The organism is Escherichia albertii (assembly GCF_028622335.1).
In the GTDB taxonomy this organism is placed as follows: Bacteria; Pseudomonadota; Gammaproteobacteria; order Enterobacterales; family Enterobacteriaceae; genus Escherichia; species Escherichia albertii.
This window is the reverse complement of sequence record NZ_CP117568.1, coordinates 4260823-4280782: the sequence shown is the minus strand read 5'-3', so window position 1 is coordinate 4280782 and position 19960 is coordinate 4260823. Positions and strand designations below refer to the sequence as shown.

Here is a 19960-nt window from a genome sequence, read left to right as displayed (position 1 = left end):
TCCACACGGTTAAACCGGGTATCCCCTCGTTGTTCAAATTGCTGACAAAACGCGTTCTGTTTATTGTTCTATAAGGCGTGAATGATTTACCTGGCCTACAGAAACGTGCCAATTCAATAAATTATGACTCATGCTGTAGGCCTGATAAGCGCAACACATCAGGCAATTTTGCCTAAGAACGATGCCGGTGCAGCCACATCAACTTATACGCCGCCGGAATAATAAACAGCGACAGTAAAGGTGCGGTGATCATCCCGCCAATCATCGGCGCGGCAATCCTGCTCATCACTTCTGACCCCGCCCCAGTTCCCCACAGAATCGGCAGCAGACCCGCGATAATCACCGCCACCGTCATCGCTTTCGGGCGCACGCGCAATACCGCCCCGTGATATAACGCCTCATCCAGCTTCTGCTCGCTAAAGGTTTGCGGATTATCCAGCGACGGATCTGCCTCTATGGCGTGACGTAAATACATCAGCATCACCACGCCAAATTCGGCGGCGACGCCGGCGAGGGCAATAAAACCGGTGCCCGTCGCCACAGAAAGATGAAAGCCCATCCACCACAGCAACCAGATGCCGCCCACCAGCGCAAACGGTACGCTGCTGATAATCAGCAACGCTTCGCCCACGCGACGGAACGCCAGATACAACAGCACGAAGATGATCATCAGCGTCATCGGCACCATCAGTTTCAGCTTATGGTTGGCGCGCTCCAGCAACTCAAACTGCCCGGAGAATGCCACGCTGGTGCCCGGTTTTAACTGCACTTTCTCGGCAATCGCTTTTTGCAGATCGTGAACCACTGACACCATGTCACGATCGCGGGCGTCGATATAAATCCAACTCGTCGGGCGCGCATTCTCGGTTTTCAGCATCGACGGTCCACCAGAGACGTTAACATCGGCTACGTCCGCCAGGGTGATTTGCTGCTTCATCGGCGTCAGGATCGGCAACTGGCGCAGCGCCTGCGGGCTATCACGCCAGCTTTGCGGATAACGCAGATTAATTGGATAACGGGCAATCCCTTCTACCGTTTCGCCAACCATCGCCCCACCCACCGCAGAGGTCACAAACAACTGCACATCCGCCACCGTCATACCGTAACGCGCGGCTTTTTCTCGGTTAATCTCAACGTTGATATAGCGCCCGCCTTCCAGACGTTCGGCAAGGGCAGAAGCCACGCCAGGCACCGTTCGCGCCACCTCTTCAATTTGCTCCGCCATTGCATCTATATCCGCCAGCACGTTGCCAGACACTTTAATGCCGATGGGGCTTTTAATGCCGGTCGAGAGCATATCGATACGGTTACGAATTGGCGGCACCCACAGATTCGCCAGCCCCGGCAGCCGCACGGTGTTATCCAGTTCCTCAATAATTTTGTCCATCGTCATGCCTGGCCGCCACTGATCCTGCGGCTTAAGCTGAATGGTCGTTTCTACCATCTCCAGCGGTGCGGAGTCGGTGGCGGTTTCTGCTTTCCCGGTTTTACCAAACACCCGCGCTACTTCCGGCACGCTCATAATCAGTTTGTCGGTTTTTTGCAGCATACTCGCCGCCTCCGCTGCAGAAATCCCCGGCAGCGTCGATGGCATATACAACAAGTCGCCTTCATTGATCTGCGGTAAAAATTCTCCGCCGACTTTATTGAGCGGCCAGATAACCGTCAGTACCGAAAGCGCGGCCACCAACAGCGTGGTTTTCGGCCAGTGCAGTACTTTCAGCAACAGCGGATGATAAATACGAATCAAAAAGCGATTGAGCGGGTTACTGCTTTCTGGCGGAATTTTGCCACGGATCCAGTAACCCATCAGGATAGGGATCACTACGATCGCCAGCAGCGCCGCGCCTGCCATTGCATAGGTTTTGGTGAACGCCAGCGGGCCAAACAACCGTCCTTCCTGCCCTTCCAGCGTGAAGATCGGGATAAACGACAACGTGATAATCAGCAAACTGATAAACAGCGCCGGCCCTACTTCAACAGATGCATCGGTAATCACCTGCCAGCGCGTTTTATTATCCAGCGTGGCGTCAGGATGCTGGTGCTGCCACTCTTCCAGCCGTTTATGCGCATTCTCGATCATGACGATAGCGGCATCGACCATCGCCCCGACGGCAATCGCAATACCGCCCAGCGACATAATATTGGCGTTCAGTCCCTGAAAGTGCATGACAATAAAAGCAATACACAACCCCAGCGGTAACGAAATAATCGCCACCAGCGCCGAGCGCACATGCCAGAGAAACAGCGCGCAGACTACCGCCACCACAATAAACTCTTCCAGCAGCTTGCCGCTGAGGTTGTCGATAGCGCGGTCAATGAGCTGGCTACGATCGTATGTTGTCACTATCTCCACGCCTTCCGGCAGACTACTTTTCAGCGTTTCCAGTTTGTCCTTCACGGCGGCGATCACTTCACGGGCGTTTTTGCCGGAGCGCAGGATCACCACCCCGCCCGCCACTTCACCTTCGCCGTTTAGCTCGGCAATGCCCCGGCGCATTTCCGGGCCAACCTGGACCTGCGCAACATCACGCAGATAAACGGGAACGCCATTTTCACTGGCTTTTAAAACGATGTGATTAAAGTCGTCTAGCGTTTGCAGATAGCCGCTGGCGCGCACCATATATTCTGCTTCCGCCAGTTCAATCGACGAACCGCCCGCTTCCTGGTTTGAGGCATCCAGCGCGCTTTTCACTTCGGCGAGACTGATGCCATATTGCGCCAGGCGCTGGGGATTGATGACCACCTGGTACTCTTTCACCACACCGCCCACCGACGCTACTTCCGCAACGTCAGGGATAGTTTTTAGCTCATATTTGAGAAACCAGTCCTGTAATGAGCGTAAATCGGCCAGATCGTGCTTACCGCTACGATCTACCAGCGCGTATTCATAGATCCAGCCAACGCCCGTGGCGTCTGGCCCCAGCTCGGCGCTGACTCCAGCTGGCAGCTTCCCCTGTACCTGATTGAGGTACTCCAGCACCCGCGAGCGCGCCCAGTACGGATCGGTGCCATCTTCAAAAATGACATACACATAAGAGTCGCCAAACTGCGAGAAACCGCGCACAGTCTTCGCGCCCGGCACCGACAACATGGTGGTGGTTAGCGGATAAGTCACCTGATTTTCAACGATTTGTGGTGCCTGACCGGGATAGCTGGTTTTAATAATCACCTGCACATCAGAGAGATCCGGCAGCGCATCCACTGGCGTGTTAATGATGGTCCAGGTGCCCCAGATGCTCAGAAACAACGCGCCCATCAGCACCAGAAAACTGTTCGCCACCGAGCGACGAATAATCCATTCAATCATTGGTTATTCCCTCAATGCGCATGGGTAGCACTTTCAGAGCGCATCCGCTCCAGTGCGCCAGAAATATTGGCTTCGGAATCAATCAGGAACAGGCCGCTGGAAACCACCTTTTCACCTTCCGCCAGACCAGAACGTAACGCGGTGACACCTTGCGATGCCTGAAAAACAGCAACGCGTTTTGGTACAAAGCGTCCGTCGGCATCAACGGTAATCACCCGCTGTTCGTTGCCGGTATCAATCAGCGCCTGAGAAGGAATGAGCAGCATCGGCTCGCTGGTAGTGTTGAGTTGCAACCAGGCGTTCATTCCCGGTTTTAGCGCCTCGTCGGCATTGTCGACTTCCAGACGCAGTTGCAACGTGCGGGTCGCAGCATCCACGCCGGGTAGCAGCGTCCATTTGCGAATGGTGAGCGTTTTATCCGGTCGCGCCGGAACGGTCAGCGTAAACTGCGAGGCCTCTTTCACCAGCCAGGCGATAGACTCCGGGATTGCGGCAGTGACCCACACCGGGTCCATACCCTGAATTTTCGCGACCACGTTATCTTTGGCGATATTCATTCCCGCGCGCAGATCAAACGCGGTGATCACGCCATCAATGGGCGCTTTGAGCGTAAAGCGAGTCTGGATTTTTTGCGTGGCGATCAGGCGGCGAATATCAGCCTCCGGCATTCCCGCCAGTCGCAGCCGCTCAAGAATGCCTTCAGTCTGGGTCGCCGTACCGCCGGTTTCGCGCAGCAGTAAATACTCACTCTGCGCTTCCACCCAGTCGGGAATAGTCAGGTCGAGAAGCGGTGTGCCCTTTTGCACTTTATCGCCCACGGTAAGCGGATAAACCTTATCGATAAACCCGGCGGCGCGAGCCTGCACAATGGCAAACTGATACTCGTTGTAACTGACATTCGCCGGGAAACTCTGGGCAAAAGTCAGCGGCCCGCGCGTGACGGTAGCCGTTTTCACACCCAGATTCTGCGTCTGGGTCGGGTCAATGCGCACACCAGACGCAGAACTCTCTTCTTCATCGGCATATTTCGGCACCAGATCCATATCCATAAACGGCGATTTACCCGGTTTATCGAACCGCGTATTGGGATACATCGGGTCGTACCAGAATAAGATTTTACGTTCTGCGCTCGGCGTTTTTTCTGCGGGCGATTCAGCCTGAGCAAACCAACTAAAACCTGCCGCAGAAATAATACCGCCCGCGATCATGCTGCCGATAATAAGCGCGATTTTTTTCATCTCATTAAACCTGGGTTACTGGCTGACTTTAATATCCTGTAATAAAGAAAGGTTGCCCTGTTGGACAAAACTAAACGCCACTTTGTCGCCGGTTTTAATTTCACTCATTTTCGTCTGCGGGGTGATGGTAAAACGCATGGTCATCTCCGGCCAGTTCACAGCGGCAATCGGATCGTGATGGATGGTGATTTTTTTACTTTCCAGATCAACATCTTTTACCACGCCAGTGGCGCTAATGACCTGTGGTTGTGCTTCGCTCATGGTTTCATGATGATGTTCGTTAGCCTGGGCATTAAAGCCAATAACGGTAAACAGACTGAACATTGCGACTTGCAGTGCTTTTTTCATTTATTCTCTCCTGAGTTAAAAGTCATACTCTAAATAATTCGAGTTGCAGGAAGGCGACAAGCGAGTGAATCCCCAGGAGCTTACATAAGTAAGTGACTGGGGTGAGCGAACGCAGACGCAGCACATGCAACTTGAAGTATGACGAGTATATTGCTGTCAACCGCCGCCTAAGGCGGCATATAAGGAAACTTCGTTAACCTGACGGGCATAATTCAGGTCAAGTAAGGTTTGTCGGGTTGCAAATAAAGAACGCTCGGCATCCAGCACTTCCAGATAACTTACTGCGCCGTGTTGATATAATGCCCGCGCCCGTTGCAGAGTAATTTGCAGCGACGCCAGATAACGCTGCTGGGCGCTAATTTGATCGTTCAGGCTTTGACGTAATGCCAGCGCATCGGCCACTTCTTTAAAAGCATTCTGGATTTTCTGTTCATAATTCACCACCGACTGCTGCTGGCGAATTTCGGCGATATCCAGATTGGCCTGGTTGCGTCCGGCATTAAAAATGGGGATCTCAATTTTGGGAATAAAATTCCACATCCCGCTGCTGGCATTAAATAATGATGACAGATCGCTGCTGGCGGTCGATATTCCGCTGGTCAGGCTGATAGACGGGAAAAATGCCGCACGTGCGGCGCCAATATTGGCATTAGCCGCTATTAACGCGTGTTCAGCTTCCATAATATCCGGGCGCTGCAATAAGATTTGCGACGACAACCCCGCCGGTAATTTAACGCTTTGCAGGCTGTCGCTGTTTGCTGTCTGCGCTTGCGGCAGCTTGCCGTAACTCCCCAGCAACAGTTGCAATGCATTATTTGCCTGCGCCAGTTCCCCCTGACGTTTAGCGATGTCGCTGCGGGTACTTTCTATCACCCCGCGAGCCTGTTCCAGCGCCAGAACATTGCTGCTACCGGTCAACAGTTGTTTTTCGACAAACGCATATGACTGCTGATAATTACGCAGCGTTTCTTCGGCTATTTGCAATTGCGCATAAGCCAGTTGCTGATTGAAATAGCTTTGCGCAACATTAGAAACCAGCAGAATATGCACCGCGCGCTGAGCTTCCTCAGTGGCTAAATAATTTTGCCGCTCGGCTTCGCTCATATTTTTTAAACGACCGAAAAAATCGAGGTCAAAGCTGGCGTTAAGGCCAGTCGAGAACTCCCGCGTTGTGGCGGAATCGCCTTTAAGATTGCCGCTCCAGCTGCCGCTGCCCTCGCCATTGAGCTGTGGGTAGCGGTCGGCATCGGTCAGACGATATTGCGCCCGTGCTTCCTGTACTTTCAGGGCCGCCATGCGCAAATCCCGGTTATTCACCAGCGCCTCGCTAATCAGCGTCTTCACCTGATTATCGACAAAAAAGGTACGCCATCCCACGTTCTGGTAGTTATCTACAGCGTTAACCAGGCCGTTCTGGCTAAGTGAGAACTGCTGCGGCACGGGCATTACCGGACGCTGATAATCCGGTGCCAGAGAACAACCGGTTAGCGCAAGGGCCACACAAAATGGCAGAAGTTTACAAGGAGACATAGGCACATAATTTCTGGTGATTTTATGCTGCCAACTTTACTCGCCAGGCTCTGATTTTCCGGTGACAGGAAAATGACAAAATTGTCATTTTGCCAATAAGCGATTGCCATCTGATCCCGCTCCTCTAGAATTGCCCAGGCAGCGCGTGGAGGTAACATGAAACTATTAATTGTCGAAGATGAAAAGAAAACCGGCGAATACTTAACCAAAGGGTTAACCGAGGCCGGTTTTGTGGTCGATTTAGCCGACAACGGGCTGAACGGCTACCATCTGGCGATGACCGGAGATTACGACCTGATAATCCTCGATATTATGCTGCCGGACGTGAACGGCTGGGATATCGTGCGCATGTTGCGTTCCGCCAATAAAGGGATGCCGATTCTGTTGCTTACCGCGCTTGGCACCATTGAACATCGCGTCAAAGGGCTGGAACTGGGGGCGGATGACTACCTGGTGAAGCCGTTTGCTTTTGCTGAACTACTGGCGCGGGTGCGCACGTTACTGCGGCGCGGGGCGACGGTGATTATCGAAAGTCAGTTTCAGGTTGCCGACCTGATGGTCGATCTCGTCAGCCGTAAGGTCACCCGCAGCGGCACGCGCATCACTTTGACCAGTAAAGAGTTTACCCTGTTGGAGTTTTTCCTTCGCCATCAGGGCGAAGTGCTGCCCCGCTCGCTTATCGCCTCACAGGTGTGGGATATGAATTTTGACAGCGATACCAACGCCATTGATGTGGCGGTGAAGCGGCTTCGCGGCAAAATCGACAATGATTTTGAACCGAAGCTAATTCAGACCGTACGCGGCGTGGGCTATATGCTTGAGGTGCCGGATGGCCAGTAAGTCGTTTCAGCGCCCGTTTTCGCTGGCAACCCGCCTGACCTTTTTTATCAGCCTTGCCACCATCGCGGCGTTTTTCGCTTTTGCGTGGATAATGATCCACTCGGTAAAAGTGCATTTTGCCGAGCAGGATATTAATGATTTACAAGAAATTAGCGCCACTCTTGAACGGATACTCAATCACCCTGACGAAACGCAAGGCCGACGCTTAATGACGCTGGAAGACATTGTCAGTGGTTATTCCAACGTCTTGATTTCTCTGGCAGATAGCCACGGTAAAACGGTGTACCGCTCCCCCGGCGCGCCAGATATCCGCGAGTTTGCACGAGATGCCATACCCGATAAAGACGCCCAGGGCGGCGAGGTGTATCTCCTCTCCGGCCCGACGATTACGATGCCGGGTCACGGCCACGGGCATATGGAACACAGTAACTGGCGAATGATCAGTCTGCCGGTTGGGCCGATGGTGGAGGGTAAACCGGCTTATACGCTCTACATCGCGCTGTCGATCGATTTTCATCTTCATTACATTAATGATCTGATGAATAAGCTGATTATGACTGCGTCAATCATCAGTATGTTGATTGTTTTTATTGTGTTATTTGCCGTACATAAAGGCCACGCGCCGATCCGCAACGTCAGCCGTCAGATTCAAAACATCACCTCGAAAGATCTTGATGTTCGCCTTGACCCGCAAACTGTGCCAATTGAGCTGGAACAACTGGTACTGTCGTTCAACCATATGATTGAGCGCATTGAAGATGTCTTTACCCGCCAGTCCAACTTTTCGGCGGATATCGCTCATGAAATTCGCACGCCAATGACTAATCTGGTGACACAAACGGAAATCGCCCTCAGCCAGTCACGCAGTCAGAAGGAGCTGGAAGATGTGCTCTATTCGAATCTGGAAGAGCTGACGCGAATGGCGAAAATGGTCAGCGATATGCTGTTTCTCGCTCAGGCCGATAACAACCAGTTAATCCCCGAAAAGAAAATGCTCAATCTGGCAGATGAAGTCAGCAAAGTGTTCGATTTTTTCGAGGCGTTAGCAGAAGATCGCGGCGTGGAACTGCTCTTTGTTGGCGACAAGTGTCAGGTTGCAGGCGATCCGCTGATGCTGCGTCGGGCGTTAAGCAACCTGCTTTCTAACGCCCTGCGTTATACGCCGCCCGGAGAGGCAATTGTAGTATGTTGTCAGACGGTCGATCACAAGGTGCAAGTCACCGTCGAAAACCCCGGTACGCCGATTGCGCCCGAACACTTACCACGTTTGTTTGACCGCTTCTATCGCGTTGATCCATCCCGCCAACGTAAAGGCGAAGGTAGCGGTATTGGCCTGGCAATTGTGAAATCTATTGTTGTCGCGCACAAAGGCACCGTTGCGGTAACGTCAGATGTGCGGGGGACAAGATTTGTGATCGTGCTGCCGGAGAGAAGTTAATAGGTCAGATAATGAAATGGACATTATTCGAATTGAAATTTTGATATTTCGTCGGGAGAAAAAGCGTAGAATCCGTTTCGTGCAGATGGTGAGTTTTATCAGGGTATGGCGGTAGCGCAACTGCCTTTGAGTAATATACAAGATATGAATATATCCCCCAAACGACTTCACCAACTAAATATAATCGTTAGATTAAAATATTCTATATTAGTTTAGACAGGCAATTATTAAATTTAATTACAATGCCTGACATATCACTTCCAGTTAGTATCTACCCGCAAACAAAGGAATAACTTAGTGAATTATTGGAAACCGAAGAATATTCCATTTTTGAAATTCGAGAGTTATTTAGATATGAGCCATAAATAAAAACATATTACCAGCAATTCTCTCATTTAAGGTTTTCATAATCTCATCCAGTTATCTTGAGTAAAAAGATGTGGAAAAAAGTTAATTATATATCGCTATCACTCATTCAAAAAATGGATGATAATGGCCGTTTTAGATCTAAATCTAAATTATGTATATACGGTAAAGACACAGGCATCATAATTTCTGCGTATTATCTTGAAACTGCAATTTTATTAGACGATGGACGTTATCTATTATTTGTGACAGAAGATGTACCTTATGATGAATCTCTTGAATTGTTATTGATAAATATAAACCATGGAATTCAGGAAAAAATTACTATTGCGCTCCCCTATGGTAGCGGAACCTTACGTGAAATGAGGTTATATGAAAACTATATTGAATTTAGTTATTTTTCTGATGAAGTATGGAGAGTAGAAGTTTCGTTATCACGTTTTTTCAGACTTCCTTTTCAGAATGGTTTTTTAGTAACACGTCATCCATTTCGCTTTAGCTATTTCATACATATTAAGTTGTTTCGGTGACATTCACATAATCACGCAAAAAATATTTTAAATAATATTTATAATTAAGCTTAATGTTTTAAGGTATTTTCTGAGGAGATAAAATTGAATTTTTATGATAGCTATAAATCTAGTCTTACAAACGCAGTAATTGATGATTACACGGCTATTTGTGAACATATAATTAATGAGAATATCTACGCTGCCTGTCTAGTCATTGACGAGGACATGTCGGGAGTATTTCTTACCTTGAACACACTAGAATATTTACAAAAGAAAGACAAAACTCTATTTGAAAGAGATCCATTTTCAGAATTCAGGAATATACTCACTCCTGAAGAATTTCGGAAATCATTTGGTATGTATGAAAAGGCGGTATTCAGTACCAAATGGGTGCCTGATGATTGGGGTTACGGAAATAACCTATTAAATTATAGCATAATAAACCATATAAATAACTCTCTATATAATGCGCGGGTCTTATTACAACAAGACAACGAAATTTTTGATTTTAAATATAATATTCATAAAATTATGATTGATGTTCTTATGAGTTTAAAAATACAGATAAACAAAAATAATAATGATGTTTTTTTATTCGCATCAGTTACCGATTCTGTAGATTCAAAAATAATCGAAAGCAAATCAGCTAAAATATTAAACTCAGAGAGTTGTTATTTTGATTTTATTCAACAAAAATTTAAAAATATGTAAGGGGGAATTATTTTGATAAAATGGACATAAGTAAATTGGGGCTCAGAGATATTACATAAATAAAATAATTGAGGCGTTATCATCTTTTGGGTTAAAAAACGTGACCATATCCAAACATAAACTTACGTTGATAGAAATACAATTCACATATCCTCTGCCAGGCTACTTTAGATAGTTTTTATTTTTGTCCAGCGGAGATCAAACTGTTTTAACTAGACATACGTGGAGTTATGACCTATACAGGAACTTACATCCATCAATAATAGCTATTTAATTAACTATTATTTTGGTGATAAATTCTTTATTTTTTGTTCTGATGGTAGTCTTATTTGCTTTCTTTCGGACTTCCGTATTCAGGAGTAAATTAGCATTTGGTAATTTAGAGATAAATAAAAGCCATCGAGTCATCATTTCAGAATTTTTAACCATTGTATTAAATGGCTCATTCGATATCAAGAGTTTATAATTAAATACAACTAAAAGTCATTAACCACACTAAGCAAATTTAATATTCACTTACTGAGTTAATAAGTCACATATTAAAATTACAATCACCTACCATGAAGCGCTACCCCAACTAATAATATAAAAGAGTTCACTGTATATAACGTAAACATTCACAAAAAATATCCGAAAGGGAATAAAAATGGCAACTGCCAGAATAAACGTTTTTTGCACGACCGAAGAACTGTCCAATTGGCTCGCGATTATAGTCTCAAAATACCAGTTATATTCAATTTTGTTTACCCTACAAGATGATTACTCTAAGCAACTAAATATTTTAACAGAAAAAATCCCTGCTGTAGCACATCGGATTTATCTTATGCCATACAATAAATTTAATAATAGAAAAATAATTACCATCAGGATGTACTATAAAATCCAGTATTTATAAAGTTTTTTATGCGAATTGTGATTATCTCAAAAGGTAACGACTCTTATTTCCAGACAATAACATTCAACAATAATATCAAGGACAATATATGAATAATTGTAAGAGATTTCAACAGATAGAAGATAATTGCCGTGAGATTATCAGCCTTGATATGTGGTATGAACTCCCCGAGTTTATATTTTGGTCCATAGCTGATGTTATGGACGGGAGTAATGATGAATTTGCAATGAATGTGTATAAGAATATTGAAAATAAATTTCTTAAAATACTATTACACACTCCTGTTTTAGTGTCAATTGTTGAGTCCCTACAAAGTAATTCTATTGTAGAACACATCACGAAGTTGTGTGAACGTGAAGAAAGCTTTGATGAAATTCTATTATCTGATATCGAATCGTGTCTTTTTATCAATTATGAAGACAATAACAGTAAGACGGCTGAGTCATTCAATAAATCTTATAACGAATTAAAAAACATTGTGAAATCATCAAGAGAGCACATTTATAATAAAAAAAGTATTTTTGATGATCTTGATAAAATGAAAAAATTTTTAGAAGGCAATAAATATGAATATTTCACATATGTAAGAGCATATTGGCTCAGCTTATATTTTTGCGATATATCTCAGAGAGTAATAGATAAAGACAAACTATCACATTATCAAAATGAATTATCAATCTTACTCCCTAATGTAATTCTATATAATGAATGAAACAAAAATTGCTAAATGGATAAATTTCAACTAAATCCAAAAATCAGGTCTGACAGGGAACGATCACATAATACTGTTTTTTGTACTAAATAACTCGTTCTTTAGATACGAGCTGACTGATGTGCTACCGTAACCTGCGTGGCAGCATTTTCGTACACTCAACCAATGAATATTAATTAGATCTAACACATACGCAATAATCATCCAATGAAAATTATAAACCTGTTAATTGGCAATGCTTTCCATTCATTAATTATCTTTATCGATGGCATTGAAAAAAATCATGAAAATGATAAGCAAAATAAACTATTGCTTGTAAGCCATTATTCTAAAAAATCATCGAAATACATATTAACCCCATCGTTTACATCCATCTCCATATTTATCACGATAATTATGATGTTGAACATTTCATTTATACTACCTTACGCAGTCATAATATTTAACTTTAATATTCCAATGCCATTTATGGCTGCACCATTATATATACCGACGCTAATTTTCTTCATAGTATCATTTGTTTCTTTTAAGTTAATATTAAAAGGCGAATGCATGGGGTTAATGGTTTTCAAACATATACTTTTAATTAACTGGACTTTATTTTGCTTATCTATGTTATTTCCCCTCGCAACTGGTAACGTTTACTGGGAGATAAAAATTGCGAATGCAGGCATGCTTTTGTTGTGCAGATATTTGATGAATAGTTATTCCTTTGATGAAATGATTAAACATTATATCTACAGACGATTGCTCATCGAGGATATAAAAGAAAGAGTATGAAAATATTTTAATATACAGAATTCATATTTTACTGTAATTATCATTGAAAACATAAATAACTTATATACATAAGGAGAACAAAATAGAGCTTGAAAACTGATGACACATCTTTCCTTGTTTTGCACCTAAAAATCCTCAGTAATAAAATACACAACTCAAGAGCATAATAACCATGCAGTCCACCAATAACGAATCCCCTTATAAATTTGCAAACAAGCTACTGATTGGTTTGTTTGCATGCATGCTATACAGAATAATTATCATCGCAGTTACAACCATTTATACCCATTTTACTGTTGCTCATAAAGTACATATATCAACAAATATTTATGCATTTTATTCTTTCTTATTTATATCATTGTTATTTTTTGTCGTTGCAATCACCTCTAATATAAAAGTTACTGTTATAATTGCAACGCTATCGACAGCATTATTAGGAGTCGAAACCTTTAATGCAGGATTACCATATCGCGCTTTATTAACGATGTTTTCAGCCATGCTTTCATTTTGTTTTATTTTTTTATGTAATTTTAATTCTGAAGATAAAGAAAATTCTAAACATAAAAAAGTTCTGAAGGTTGCGTGCACGTTCTTGTACGTTTTTTATCTTTTTTATGAGCACATGTTTTTCAGGAATGTCTCGTTGGTTGTTTTTTGCTTTATTATTTTAATATTCTTTATCTCCTGGTTGAATATTAAACTTAAATAAAGAGAAATGAAGTTAGTCTTCCTGTAACCACAGCAACGCCGTCTTTTTGTTCAGCACGGGGAAAATGCTCTCCCCTGCCAACCTCCTCCAGGCACTTCCACAACATGATGGCTTGATCGGTCGCCGCCGATACTCCTCACTATGATGTTAACCTCCCCTTCCTGGACACCACACTTTTGTCTACATTCTACGCAAACGGCAACTTTTATAATCGGTGTAAAAATAACGTGCCGCAATTGTCATACCCATTAATGATAAAAAGCTGTCACAATCCATAAAAAACCTTAATATACGCCACCCAATCATAACCAACGTTGATGTAAGGTTGTTGTGTGGACTGGCTTCTTGATGTTTTTGCTACCTGGCTCTATGGCTTAAAAGTAATCGCGATAACGTTAGCGGTCATAATGTTCATCAGCGGATTGGACGATTTTTTCATTGATGTCGTCTACTGGGTGCGCCGCATTAAACGCAAGCTGAGTGTTTATCGCCGCTACCCGCGAATGAGTTATCACGAGCTGTATAAACCGGACGAAAAACCGTTAGCGATTATGGTTCCGGCGTGGAACGAAACTGGCGTCATCGGCAATATGGCCGAACTGGCGGCAACCACGCTCGATTACGAAAATTATCATATCTTTGTTGGTACTTATCCCAACGATCCCGACACCCAGCGTGATGTAGACGAAGTGTGCGCTCGCTTTCCGAACGTGCACAAGGTGGTTTGTGCGCGTCCTGGCCCTACCAGTAAAGCCGACTGCCTGAATAATGTGCTTGATGCCATCACCCAATTTGAGCGTAGTGCTAATTTTGCCTTTGCCGGCTTTATTCTGCATGACGCTGAAGACGTTATTTCGCCGATGGAACTGCGTCTGTTTAACTATCTGGTTGAGCGTAAAGATCTGATTCAGATCCCTGTGTATCCATTTGAGCGTAAATGGACGCACTTCACCAGCATGACCTATATCGATGAATTTTCCGAGCTGCACGGCAAAGACGTTACGGTGCGTGAAGCTCTCGCCGGACAGGTACCCAGCGCAGGCGTCGGGACCTGTTTCAGCCGTCGGGCAGTTACTGCACTATTGGCTGATGGTGACGGGATCGCTTTTGACGTGCAAAGTCTTACCGAAGATTACGACATTGGTTTCCGCCTGAAAGAGAAAGGAATGACGGAGATTTTTGTCCGTTTTCCGGTGGTGGACGAAGTAAAAGCCCGCAAGCAGCGTAAATTTTTACAACATGCGCGAACGTCAAACATGATCTGCGTACGCGAATATTTCCCAGATACCTTTTCGACGGCGGTACGGCAAAAGTCTCGCTGGATCATCGGTATCGTTTTCCAGGGCTTTAAAACCCACAAATGGACCTCCAGTCTGACACTGAACTACTTCCTCTGGCGTGACCGCAAAGGAGCAATAAGCAACTTTGTCAGCTTCTTCGCGATGCTGGTGATGATTCAACTTTTGCTGTTGCTGGCGTACGAAAGTTTATGGCCCGATGCGTGGCATTTTCTTTCTATCTTTAGCGGTAGCACGTGGTTAATGACGCTACTGTGGCTAAACTTTGGTTTGATGATTAACCGCATCGTGCAGCGGGTGATTTTCGTCACCGGCTACTACGGTTTGACACAGGGCCTGCTTTCCATCCTGCGTCTGTTCTGGGGCAACCTGATTAACTTTATGGCCAACTGGCGTGCGCTGAAACAGGTTCTTCAGCACGGTGATCCACGTCGAGTCGCGTGGGATAAAACGACGCACGATTTCCCGAGTGTCACAGGCGATACACGTTCGTTACGCCCACTGGGTCAAATTTTGCTGGAAAATAACGTCATCACCGAAGAACAACTGGACACAGCGCTACGTAATCGCGTCGAAGGTTTACGTTTGGGCGGCTCGATGCTGATGCAAGGGCTGATTAGCGCAGAACAACTGGCACAGGCGCTGGCAGAACAAAATGGCGTGGCATGGGAATCCATTGATGCCTGGAAAATCCCTTCTTCGCTAATTGAGGAAATGCCTGCCTCTGTGGCGTTGCATTATGCGGTGTTGCCGTTGCGCCTGGAAAATGAAACGCTAATTGTCGGTAGTGAAGACGGTATCGATCCGGTTTCACTGGCGGCCCTGACGCGCAAGGTTGGGCGCAAAGTACGTTACGTTATCGTCCTGCGTGGACAAATCGTGACCGGGTTACGTCACTGGTATGCACGCCGACGTGGTCATGATCCCCGCGCAATGTTGCAAAATGCGGTTGAGCGCAACTGGCTCACGGAACAACAGGCTAACGATATCTGGCGGCAATATGTGCCGCATCAGTTCTTGTTCGCAGAAATACTGACCACGCTCGGGCATATTAACCGTTCAGCGATTAACGTCCTGTTGCTACGCCATGAACGCAGTAATCTGCCACTTGGCAAATTTTTGGTTACAGAAGGCGTGATCAGCCCGGAAACGCTCGATCGTGTACTGACAATTCAACGCGAACGACAAGTTTCAATGCACTCATTATTACTGAAAGCAGGTTTAACCACAGAACAGGTTGCGGAACTGGAGTCCGAATAAATGAAGGAGAATAACCTTAATCGCGTCATCGGATGGTCTGGGTTGCTGCTAACGTCTTTATTGAGTACCAGCGCACTCGCAGACAACATCAGCACCAGCGCAGAAGAGCTGGGGCTTAGCGACTATCGCCATTTTGTTATTTATCCACGTCTCGATAAGGCGCTGAAAGCACAGAAAAATAACGACGAAGCAACCGCCATTCGTGAATTTGAATATATTCATCAGCAGGTGCCGGATAATATTCCGCTGACATTATATCTGGCGGAAGCCTATCGCCATTTTAATCATGATGACCGCGCACGACTGTTGCTTGAGGATCAACTGAAACGTCATCCTGGCGACACCAGGCTTAAGCGTAGCCTCGCCGCTATTCCTGAAGACGTCAAAACGGTTAAAACCGTTGAAGATCTGCTTGCCCAGCAAAAAGCGTGCGATGCCTCCCCTACTCCGCGTTGCCGCAGTGAAGTTGGGCAAAATGCCCTGCGGCTGGCACAGTTGCCTGTCGCCAGAGCACAACTGGACGATGCCGCGTTTGCCGCATCGCCGGAAGGGAAAACACTGCGTACTGATCTGCTGCAACGGGCAATCTACCTGAAGCAGTGGCCGCTGGCAGAAGCGATATTCAGCGAGTCACGCCAGCAAAATACATTAAGCGCGGCAGAGCGTCGGCAGTGGTTTGATGTTTTGCTGACCGGGCAACTGGACGCCAGGATTCTGGCGCTGCAATCGCAGGGGATTTTCACCGATCCACAATCGTACATCACTTATGCTACCACTCTGGCTTATCGTGGTGAAAAAACGCGCCTCCAACGTTATCTGTCTGAAAATACACCGCTATTTACCACTGAGGCACAAGAGAAAAGCTGGCTCTATCTGTTATCAAAATACAGCGCCAATCCGGTACAGGCATTGGCGAATCACACGGTACAGTTTGCCGCTAACCGCCAGTATGTCGTGGGTGCGACGCTACCTGTGCTGTTAAAAGAAGGGCAATATGAGGCCGCACAAAAGCTGCTTGCAACCCTCCCTGCCGATGAAATGCTCGAAGAGCGTTATACCGTCAGCGTGGCGACCCAAAACAAAGCTGAAGCGCTGCGTCTGGCGCGATTGTTGTACCAGCAAGCCCCTGCAAACCTTACACGTCTGGATCAACTAACCTGGCAACTGATGCAGGCAGGACAGCCACGTGAAGCTGCCGATTTGCTGCTGCAACGCTATCCCTTTCATGGCGATGCGGCTGTCAGCAATACCTTAATGGCGCGTCTGGCTTCTCTGTTGGAAAGTCATCCTTATCTGGCGACGCCTGCGAAAGTGGCAATTTTATCGAAACCCTTGCCGCTGGCGGAGCAACGTCAGTGGCAAAGCCAGTTACCAGGAATTACGGATAATTGCCCGGCGATAGTCCGCTTGCTGGGGGATATGTCGCCTTCTTATGATGCCGCTGCCTGGAATCGGCTGGCGAAATGTTATCAGGATACTCTGCCCGGCATAGCGCTGTATGCGTGGCAACAGGCGGAAAAACGGCAACCGAATGCCTGGCAACATCGCGCCGTAGCATACCAGGCTTATCAGGTTGAGGACTATACGACCGCTCTGGCGGCCTGGGAGAAAATTAATCTTCATGAGATGAACAACGAGGATCTGCTTGCCGCCGCCAATACCGCCCAGGCAGCAGGAAATGGCGCGGCTCGCGATCGCTGGCTGCAACAGGCAGAACAACGAGGACTGGGAAACAATGCCCTGTACTGGTGGCTCCATGCGCAACGTTATATTCCAGCTCAGCCAGAACTCGCGCTGAACGATCTCACTCGTTCAATCAATATAGCCCCTTCAGCCGAAGCTTATGTCGCCCGGGCGACTATCTATCGGCAACAACATAATGTACCCGCTGCAATAAGCGATCTGCGTGCAGCGCTTGACCTGGATCCTAATAACAGCAATACCAAAGCAGCACTCGGTTACGCCTTGTGGGATAGCGGAGATATTGCACAATCACGCGAAATGCTGGAACAGGCGCATAAGGGATTACCGGACGATCCGGCGCTGATCCGACAGTTAGCCTACGTGAATCAGCGGCTGGATGACATGCCTGCGACGCAAAATTATACCCGCCAGGTGATTGATGACATTGATAATCAGGCGCTGATTACCCCATTAACCCCGGAGCAAAATCAACAACGCTTTAACTTTCGCCGTCTACATGAAGATGCCGGGCGCCACTGGACGTTCAGTTTCGATTCTTCCATTGGCTTGCGTTCAGGGGCGATGAGTACCGCTAACAACAATGTTGGCGGCGCTGCGCCGGGGAAAAGCTATCGCAGTTATGGACAACTGGAAGCCGAATACCGCATCGGGCGCAATATGCTGCTGGAAGGCGACCTGCTTTCGGTTTACAGCCGTGTTTTTGCTGACACCGGAGAAAACGGCGTGGTCATGCCAGTGAAAAACCCAATGTCCGGCACCGGCCTGCGTTGGAAGCCGCTACGCGATCAGATCTTTTTTCTCGCTATTGAGCAGCAATTCCCGCTGAACGGGCAAAATGGCGCATCCGATACCATGCTGCGCGCCAGCGCCTCGTTCTTTAACGGCGGTAAATACAGCGACGAGTGGCATCCGAATGGCCCCGGCTGGTTTGCCCAAAACCTGTATCTCGATGCGGCACAATATGTCCGCCAGGATATTCAGGCGTGGACGGCCGACTATCGCGTGAGCTGGCATCAGAAAGTTGCGGACGGACAAACTCTTGAACCTTACGCTCATGTACAGGACAACGGCTATCGTGATAAAGGCACTCAGGGCGCACAACTGGGCGGCGTCGGCGTACGCTGGAACATCTGGACCGGAGCGACGCACTATGATGCCTGGCCGCACAAAATCAGTCTCGGCGTCGAATATCAACATACCTTTAAGGCGATTAATCAACGTACCGGGGAACGCAACAATGCGTTTCTCACCATTGGAGTGCACTGGTAAATGCGTAAGTTAATTTTCATATTGCTGACACTGCTGTTAGTCAGCCCTTTTTCCTTTGCAATGAAAGGTATTATCTGGCAGCCACAAAATCGCGACAGCCAGGTTACTGATGTCCAGTGGCAAGGATTGATGAGCCAGTTACGACTGCAAGGATTTGACACGTTGATTCTGCAATGGACCCGTTACGGCGATGCTTTCACCCAACCAGAACAGCGCGCGTTATTGTTCAAGCGAGCTGCAGCAGCGCAACAGGCAGGTCTGAAGTTGATTGTTGGTCTGAATGCCGATCCAGAATTTTTTATGCATCAGAAGCAATCATCTGCGGCGCTGGAAAGCTATTTTAATCGCCTACTGGCAGCCGATCTCCAGCAAGCCAGATTATGGAGTTCCGCGCCAGGCGTGACGCCGGATGGCTGGTACATTAGCGCTGAAGTTGATGATCTGAACTGGCGCAGTGAAGCCGCGCGCCAGCCATTATTGAAGTGGCTAAACAATTCACGTCAACTAATCAGCGATATTTCTGCGAAACCAATTTATATCAGTAGTTTCTTTGCCGGAAATATGTCGCCGGATGGCTATCAGCATCTGCTGGAACAAGTTAAAACGACCGGAATTAAGATCTGGGTTCAGGATGGCAGCGGCGTCGATAAACTCACCGCAGAACAGCGTGAGCGTTATCTGCAAGCCAGCGCCGATTGCCAGGCATCTTCACCCGCCAACGGCATTGTTTATGAATTGTTTGTTGCAGGTAAGGGAAAAACGTTTGAAGCGAAACCGAAACCAGACGCAGAGATCGCTTCATTGTTAGCAAAACGTTCATCATGCGACAAAGATATGCTCTATTTCTCTCTGCGTTATTTGCCCGCCGCACATGGCATCCTCGCGTATTAATGTATTTTCTGGCAAGTAAGGCATCGTCTTGCTTGCCATTTCTTAGTCCACGCCATCAGATTCTCATCAAGATCCCACTGCCGTAAAAATGTTAAAGAAAATAGATTATTTTCGGACAATTGAACCGAACACGGTGCAGGAAGCATAAA

The 19960-nt window shown here is 46.8% G+C and carries 12 protein-coding genes and 1 pseudogene; 8 read left to right on the top strand and 5 right to left on the bottom strand.

Features of this window, described 5'->3' with window-relative positions; all coding sequences use genetic code 11:
* Positions 1-172: 172 nt before the first annotated feature.
* The 4 genes from cusA to cusC form a co-directional block, all read right to left on the bottom strand.
* Positions 173-3310, bottom strand: coding sequence for a Cu(+)/Ag(+) efflux RND transporter permease subunit CusA (gene cusA / locus PS053_RS20590; RefSeq protein ID WP_256879125.1), 3138 nt, complete (start codon positions 3308-3310; stop codon positions 173-175).
* Positions 3311-3321: 11 nt separating this feature from the next.
* Entirely contained in the window at positions 3322-4548 is a 1227-nt protein-coding gene (gene cusB, locus PS053_RS20585) for a Cu(+)/Ag(+) efflux RND transporter periplasmic adaptor subunit CusB (RefSeq protein ID WP_059216642.1), read from the bottom strand.
* Positions 4549-4563: 15 nt separating this feature from the next.
* Positions 4564-4896: a Cu(+)/Ag(+) efflux RND transporter periplasmic metallochaperone CusF gene (cusF, locus tag PS053_RS20580; RefSeq protein WP_000709867.1), complete on the bottom strand. Its 333-nt coding sequence runs from the start codon at positions 4894-4896 to the stop codon at positions 4564-4566.
* Positions 4897-5052: 156 nt separating this feature from the next.
* Positions 5053-6426 (bottom strand): efflux transporter outer membrane subunit, encoded by a 1374-nt coding sequence (gene cusC, locus PS053_RS20575; protein ID WP_204628700.1) that lies wholly within the window; start codon positions 6424-6426, stop codon positions 5053-5055.
* A 156-nt stretch (positions 6427-6582) separates the two neighbouring features.
* Between cusC and cusR the strand changes: the two genes are divergently transcribed.
* The 5 genes from cusR to PS053_RS20550 all read left to right on the top strand — a co-directional run bounded on the left by cusR (position 6583) and on the right by PS053_RS20550 (position 11900).
* Positions 6583-7266, top strand: a complete 684-nt coding sequence (cusR, locus tag PS053_RS20570) for a copper response regulator transcription factor CusR (protein WP_000770956.1) — start codon at positions 6583-6585, stop codon at positions 7264-7266.
* Positions 7256-8704 carry a Cu(+)/Ag(+) sensor histidine kinase gene (locus PS053_RS20565; RefSeq protein ID WP_208625495.1) on the top strand — a complete coding sequence of 483 codons (1449 nt, stop codon included), beginning with the start codon at positions 7256-7258 and terminating at the stop codon, positions 8702-8704. Before cusR ends, PS053_RS20565 begins: the two co-directional genes overlap by 11 nt.
* Positions 8705-9141: 437 nt before the next feature.
* Positions 9142-9600: a hypothetical protein gene (locus PS053_RS20560; protein ID WP_139821459.1), complete on the top strand. Its 459-nt coding sequence runs from the start codon at positions 9142-9144 to the stop codon at positions 9598-9600.
* Between the two features lie 84 nt (positions 9601-9684).
* A complete protein-coding gene (locus tag PS053_RS20555; RefSeq protein ID WP_059214581.1) occupies positions 9685-10293 on the top strand; it encodes a DUF4303 domain-containing protein in 609 nt (202 codons plus the stop codon).
* 983 nt (positions 10294-11276) lie between these two features.
* Positions 11277-11900 (top strand): aminopeptidase, encoded by a 624-nt coding sequence (locus tag PS053_RS20550; RefSeq protein WP_256921744.1) that lies wholly within the window; start codon positions 11277-11279, stop codon positions 11898-11900.
* A 1116-nt stretch (positions 11901-13016) separates the two neighbouring features.
* Here PS053_RS20550 and PS053_RS20545 read toward each other — a convergent pair.
* Positions 13017-13178 carry a hypothetical protein gene (locus PS053_RS20545; RefSeq protein ID WP_059275095.1) on the bottom strand — a complete coding sequence of 54 codons (162 nt, stop codon included), beginning with the start codon at positions 13176-13178 and terminating at the stop codon, positions 13017-13019.
* A gap of 543 nt (positions 13179-13721) precedes the next feature.
* On the opposite strand from PS053_RS20545, the pseudogene nfrB reads away from it, so the two are divergent.
* The 3 genes and pseudogenes from nfrB (at position 13722) to PS053_RS20530 (ending at position 19811) form a co-directional block, all read left to right on the top strand.
* Positions 13722-15961 (top strand): annotated as a pseudogene (gene nfrB, locus PS053_RS20540) (cyclic di-3',5'-guanylate-activated glycosyltransferase NfrB).
* On the top strand, positions 15948-18920 hold the full coding sequence (locus tag PS053_RS20535) for a phage receptor (protein WP_256879035.1): 2973 nt from the start codon (positions 15948-15950) through the stop codon (positions 18918-18920). The pseudogene nfrB and the gene PS053_RS20535 overlap by 14 nt, the downstream one beginning before the upstream one ends.
* A complete protein-coding gene (locus PS053_RS20530) occupies positions 18921-19811 on the top strand; it encodes a DUF4434 family protein (RefSeq protein ID WP_001228558.1) in 891 nt (296 codons plus the stop codon). It begins immediately after the preceding gene.
* Positions 19812-19960 lie beyond the last annotated feature (149 nt).

Coding starts and splice junctions, on each gene's coding strand:
- cusA (WP_256879125.1), bottom strand. CDS start 3,310: ATGATTGAATGGATTATTCGTCGCTCGGTGGCGAACAGTTTTCTGGTG.
- cusB (WP_059216642.1), bottom strand. CDS start 4,548: ATGAAAAAAATCGCGCTTATTATCGGCAGCATGATCGCGGGCGGTATT.
- cusF (WP_000709867.1), bottom strand. CDS start 4,896: ATGAAAAAAGCACTGCAAGTCGCAATGTTCAGTCTGTTTACCGTTATT.
- cusC (WP_204628700.1), bottom strand. CDS start 6,426: ATGTCTCCTTGTAAACTTCTGCCATTTTGTGTGGCCCTTGCGCTAACC.
- cusR (WP_000770956.1), top strand. CDS start 6,583: ATGAAACTATTAATTGTCGAAGATGAAAAGAAAACCGGCGAATACTTA.
- PS053_RS20565 (WP_208625495.1), top strand. CDS start 7,256: ATGGCCAGTAAGTCGTTTCAGCGCCCGTTTTCGCTGGCAACCCGCCTG.
- PS053_RS20560 (WP_139821459.1), top strand. CDS start 9,142: ATGTGGAAAAAAGTTAATTATATATCGCTATCACTCATTCAAAAAATG.
- PS053_RS20550 (WP_256921744.1), top strand. CDS start 11,277: ATGAATAATTGTAAGAGATTTCAACAGATAGAAGATAATTGCCGTGAG.
- PS053_RS20545 (WP_059275095.1), bottom strand. CDS start 13,178: ATGGCTGAAAACATCGTTAATAAAGCGCGATATGGTAATCCTGCATTA.
- PS053_RS20535 (WP_256879035.1), top strand. CDS start 15,948: ATGAAGGAGAATAACCTTAATCGCGTCATCGGATGGTCTGGGTTGCTG.
- PS053_RS20530 (WP_001228558.1), top strand. CDS start 18,921: ATGCGTAAGTTAATTTTCATATTGCTGACACTGCTGTTAGTCAGCCCT.